The following is a 4174-nucleotide window of genomic DNA, read 5'->3' as shown; positions in this document are numbered from 1 at the left end:
GCTGTGGATATCCCAATGCCGTTCAGGAAGGTTTTTTCGACCAGGCGATCCTGGGCGACTGCCAGCGCACGTGCTGGCGGGTAGACGGGGACGGTACGAGCGAGTTGCTCGGCTGCCAGCACCGGCACGTTTTCGAATTCGTAGGTGACGACGGCACCGGCGCGCGCCAGTTCGTCGAGACCGGCCGGATCGTCATAGGCGGCAACGATCTGGCGGTTGGCGACCTGGGCCGCCGGGCAATCTGCCTGGGGCTCGAGAACAACGGTCTGATAGCCGAGGCGAGCCGCCGCCATGGCCAGCATGCGGCCAAGCTGGCCACCGCCGATGATGCCGATGGTGGCGCCAAGGGGAAGGGGCGCGCTCACGCGTCGTCCGTCGGCTGTTCGGCGACCCTTGCGGTCTGGGCGGCGCGCCATTCGTCGAGCCTTGTGGCGAGCGCGTCGTCAAAAAGGGCAAGCACGGCTGCGGCAAGCAGCGCTGCGTTGGCGGCACCGGCCTTGCCGATGGCAAGCGTTCCCACCGGGATGCCGGCCGGCATCTGAACAATGGAGAGCAGCGAATCCTGGCCCGACAGGGCCTTTGATTCGACCGGCACGCCGAACACCGGCAACGGGGTCATGGCTGCCGTCATTCCGGGAAGATGGGCGGCACCGCCGGCGCCGGCAATGATGACGCGGAAGCCGGCGGCCTTGGCGCCTTTGGCGAATTCATAGAGCCGGTCGGGGGTGCGGTGGGCCGAGACGATGCGCGCCTCATAGGTGATGCCGAGCACGTCGAGCAATTCGGCGGCATGGCGCATGGTCGCCCAGTCTGACTGGCTCCCCATGATGATGGCGACGTCGACCCTGTCCTTGCTCACGCGCGGCACCCCTGCTTGACAAGCCTGCGCTTAACCGAAATGCGCTGCCACCGCAACCAAAGGCCGGCTGCAAATGGCGGATTCTCAGGCAATGATGTCGGGGATGATCCGGTCTTCGATCTGGGTGATCTTGTCCTTGAGGACCAGTTTCTTTTTCTTCATCCGCTGGATCTGCAACGTATCGCAGCCCATCGCGATCATCGCGTTGATCGCGGCGTCGAAATCGGCATGGTCCTGCTTCAAGCGTGCAAACTCGAGACGAATCTCGGCCTGTTCCTGTTCCGACATGTCTACCGTCTGCAAACTCACTGGCGCACCCGGGGCGCTCCTAAGGCGGGTCGGCGACTCCTTGTCACCGGCCGCGAAGCCCTTATCACATTTCAAGCTGTCAGGAAATGCTACCACACGTTATTCGACATCGCCTTTCTGGGGTGGCAGACTGTCATGGTTCCGTCACAGAGCGCTGTCTGCGGTGGGCAGGGCTGTGCTCGGGACTTCGAGGAAACCATGAAAGGGAGAACCAATCATGTCTCTTGCTTCCCATCTTGAAGAGCTTCAGCGGAAACACGGCGACATCGAGCGTCAACTCGGTGAAGCGATGAATCATCCCTCGGTGGACGATTTGCAACTCGTCATGCTGAAGCGTCGCAAGCTGGCTCTCAAGGACGAGATTGAAAAGCTGAAAGGGGACCCGACCCAGCACTAAGGCCACGCTCTCGGTCTCCCCTTAGGGCCCGCCACTTTCCGCGCGGGCCAGATAGCCGGCGGCGACAACATCGCCGCCGGGACAGGGTGATGTGTTTTGTCAACCTAGGTGGGTGCGAACTCTCCGAGCTTGCCGCCAAGGCGACTTCCCCGTCGCTTCTCAAGCATCCCAGAACTGATCTAACCAGATATTGAGCTTCCTGAACCCGGTGACGCTCACCGCGTAGACGCGGCGCGTTCCTTCGGCGCGCGCGCTGACCAGGCCTGCATCCAGAAGTACCTTGAGGTGCTGCGACACTGCGGGCCGCGACACCGGCAAGCCGGCCGCGAGTTCACCCACGGTCTTTGGGCCGCGCCGCAATTCTTCGAGCAGATGGCGCCGGTTGGCATCGGATATGGCCAAAAAGGAGTCGTCAGCTGTCATGGCTCCCTTTGTGCCGCAACAGGTTCCAAATCTCAACCATGAGTCGCAAGGCTGCCGTATTGTCCCGCACCGTTCATGTGCGGCGGTCAGATTTCCGTCTCGGCCTTCTGCCTGGGGTCGAGACGCAGCGATTCCGGTGTCGCGCTGCGGTCGGCTGGCTGGGTCTGGAACGCCTCGCGATCCTCGATGGGAACCGGCGCGCGGCGCCTGATGCGCAAGGCGGTGTAGCCGGCCAAGGTGAAATGTGCGGCAGCCGTGGCAAGGAACAGTGCCTCCGGCCGCATGTGGTCCATGAGGCCAGCGCCAAGCAGCGGGCCGACCATGGTACCAAAGCCATAGAGCAGCAACAGGCCGCCCGAAACCTTGACGAAATCCTCGGGGTTGGCGTGGTCGTTGGCATGCGCCACCGCCAGCGAATAAAGCGTGTAGGCAAAAGCGCCGTAGCTCGCCGTCATGGCAATCACGAACGGGCCTGAGCGTGGCGCTACCAGGAAGATCAGAACCGCCGCAATCGCCGAGGCGAGCGACGCGCCGATCAGCACATAACGCCTGTCGGTCCTGTCGGAGGCCTTGCCGACCGGGATCTGCAGGGCAGCGCCTGCGACCACCACCAGGCTCATCATCAAAGCGATCTGAGGCGTCGAAATGCCGACGCGCGCGCCATAGACCGCACCCAGCGTGCCCCAGCCGCCATTGGCGACGCCGATGAGGAAACAGGCGACCGAGGCGACCGGCGAATTGGCGTAGAGGCCCTTGATGTCGAGCGAGACGTCCTGCAGCGGCTTGGGGTGGGCGGCGCTCGAAACGGCGGTCGGGATCAGCGACAGGCAAAACAGGATGCCGGTGACCATGAACAGCGCGTCGCTTCTGACATCGCCGCCGGCGACCATCATCTGGCCGGCCATGATCGAGGCGTAGGTGACCATCATGTAGAGGCCGAAGACAGTGCCCCGGTTTTCGTTGGTGGCGCGCTCGTTGAGCCAGCTCTCGATGACCATGAAGGCGCCGGCCATGGCAAAGCCGGTGAAGGCGCGCAGCGCGATCCAGACATATTCGTTGACGATCAGGCCAGTCAGCAGCGCGATGATCGCAGCGGAAGCCGCAAAGGTGCCGAAGGCGCGGACATGGCCGGCGCGGCGGACGACACGCGGGGCAAAATAACAGCCGGCAACGAAGYCGCCCGCCCAGGCGGTGCCCATCAGGCCGAGTGCCGTGGTGGAGAAACCCTCTTCCTGGCCGCGCAGCGGAAGCAGAAGGCCATGCAGGCCCGAGGCGGCGAGCAGGAAGGCGGTGCCGCGAAGCAACGACAGGATCGGCCGGTAGGTTGCGAGCATCTGTTGTCCCACCACGAATCAATTAGGTGCTAAAATGTGATGATAGCCTCTTTGGGGCTTATCGGTGGCGGGCGAGGATCAGCCGCGCTTGAACAATGCTTCGGCCGCCGATTTGGTCGAGCCCTTGACGGCGAGCTCGGCCTCGAGCCGCACGATCTCGGCGCGCAGGGCAGCGATGCGCTCGTTGAGTTCGCCGACCGACAGCAATGACAGGTCCTGGCCGATCTCGTGGACGGTCTTTTTCTTTTTCGGCTCGTCGTCGAACAGCGCCATGTCGCTCTCCTTCATCTCCAGACAGGCGTTTGYCTGATTTGCCAATCAGAATACATAGTGTGGTCAATGACATGTAAAGCCCGGGACATGTAAAGCCCGGGACATGTAAAGTCCGGGACATGTAAGTCCGGGGCGCACCGGACCAGCGGAGAACAAAAAGACATGGCCAACGTCGCCCAACTTCCCGACAAGATGCTCGCGGTGGCGATCACCCAGCCCGGCGGGCCGCGCGTGCTCAAGGCGGAAAAGCGCGACCTGCCGGAGCCTGATACGGGCGAGATCCTGATCCGGGTGCATGCGGCGGGCGTCAACCGGCCCGACGTGCAGCAGCGCAAGGGTGCGTATCCGCCACCGCCTGGCGCGTCCGACCTGCCCGGGCTCGAAGTGTCGGGCGAGGTGGCGGCACTTGGCGCGGGTGTTACGCGTTGGCGGATCGGCGACGCGGTCTGCGCGCTGACGCCGGGCGGCGGCTATGCCGAATACGCCAAGGTGCACGAGACCAACGCGCTGCCCGTGCCCAAGGGTTTTACCTTCACCGAAGCTGCGGCCGTGCCCGAAACCTTCTTCACCGTCTGGCAC

7 protein-coding genes and 1 pseudogene are annotated in these 4174 nt (G+C 63.6%); 2 read left to right on the top strand and 6 right to left on the bottom strand.

Annotation, left to right across the window (positions count from 1 at the left end; all coding sequences use genetic code 11):
- From AC1DUU_RS24930 to AC1DUU_RS24920, 3 genes and pseudogenes are all read right to left on the bottom strand, one after another.
- Window positions 1-302 (bottom strand): annotated as a pseudogene (locus tag AC1DUU_RS24930) (5-(carboxyamino)imidazole ribonucleotide synthase); the annotation flags it as partial.
- Between the two features lie 59 nt (window positions 303-361).
- Complete coding sequence (gene purE, locus AC1DUU_RS24925) at window positions 362-826, bottom strand: 5-(carboxyamino)imidazole ribonucleotide mutase (RefSeq protein WP_476786054.1); 465 nt, start codon at window positions 824-826, stop codon at window positions 362-364.
- 117 nt (window positions 827-943) lie between these two features.
- Window positions 944-1147, bottom strand: coding sequence for a YdcH family protein (locus tag AC1DUU_RS24920; protein WP_214391539.1), 204 nt, complete (start codon window positions 1145-1147; stop codon window positions 944-946).
- Between the two features lie 238 nt (window positions 1148-1385).
- Here AC1DUU_RS24920 and AC1DUU_RS24915 point away from each other — a divergent pair, with 238 nt between their 5' ends.
- Window positions 1386-1565: a YdcH family protein gene (locus tag AC1DUU_RS24915; RefSeq protein WP_476786053.1), complete on the top strand. Its 180-nt coding sequence runs from the start codon at window positions 1386-1388 to the stop codon at window positions 1563-1565.
- A 159-nt stretch (window positions 1566-1724) separates the two neighbouring features.
- On the opposite strand, the gene AC1DUU_RS24910 is transcribed toward AC1DUU_RS24915, so the two are convergent.
- From AC1DUU_RS24910 to AC1DUU_RS24900, 3 genes are all read right to left on the bottom strand, one after another.
- On the bottom strand, window positions 1725-1988 hold the full coding sequence (locus AC1DUU_RS24910) for an ArsR/SmtB family transcription factor (RefSeq protein WP_476786052.1): 264 nt from the start codon (window positions 1986-1988) through the stop codon (window positions 1725-1727).
- Window positions 1989-2074: 86 nt separating this feature from the next.
- Window positions 2075-3322 carry an MFS transporter gene (locus tag AC1DUU_RS24905; RefSeq protein ID WP_476786051.1) on the bottom strand — a complete coding sequence of 416 codons (1248 nt, stop codon included), beginning with the start codon at window positions 3320-3322 and terminating at the stop codon, window positions 2075-2077.
- Between the two features lie 78 nt (window positions 3323-3400).
- The gene (locus AC1DUU_RS24900; RefSeq protein WP_476786050.1) at window positions 3401-3595 is read right to left on the bottom strand and encodes a DUF1192 domain-containing protein; all 195 of its coding nucleotides are present in this window, start codon (window positions 3593-3595) and stop codon (window positions 3401-3403) included.
- 162 nt (window positions 3596-3757) lie between these two features.
- Here AC1DUU_RS24900 and AC1DUU_RS24895 point away from each other — a divergent pair.
- Window positions 3758-4174, top strand: a 417-nt coding sequence (locus AC1DUU_RS24895; RefSeq protein ID WP_476786049.1) for an alcohol dehydrogenase catalytic domain-containing protein, incomplete at its 3' end; no start/stop codon positions are given.

Source organism: Aminobacter sp. P4_H6_2, assembly GCF_056400805.1.
Note: the sequence above shows the minus strand (reverse complement) of the source record. Positions and strands in the feature narration are given on the sequence as shown.

What these genes read in the sequence shown, in the direction of transcription:
- purE (WP_476786054.1), bottom strand. Translation starts at nt 826, where the DNA reads ATGGGGAGCCAGTCAGACTGGGCGACCATGCGCCATGCCGCCGAATTG.
- AC1DUU_RS24920 (WP_214391539.1), bottom strand. Translation starts at nt 1,147, where the DNA reads ATGTCGGAACAGGAACAGGCCGAGATTCGTCTCGAGTTTGCACGCTTG.
- AC1DUU_RS24915 (WP_476786053.1), top strand. Translation starts at nt 1,386, where the DNA reads ATGTCTCTTGCTTCCCATCTTGAAGAGCTTCAGCGGAAACACGGCGAC.
- AC1DUU_RS24910 (WP_476786052.1), bottom strand. Translation starts at nt 1,988, where the DNA reads ATGACAGCTGACGACTCCTTTTTGGCCATATCCGATGCCAACCGGCGC.
- AC1DUU_RS24900 (WP_476786050.1), bottom strand. Translation starts at nt 3,595, where the DNA reads ATGGCGCTGTTCGACGACGAGCCGAAAAAGAAAAAGACCGTCCACGAG.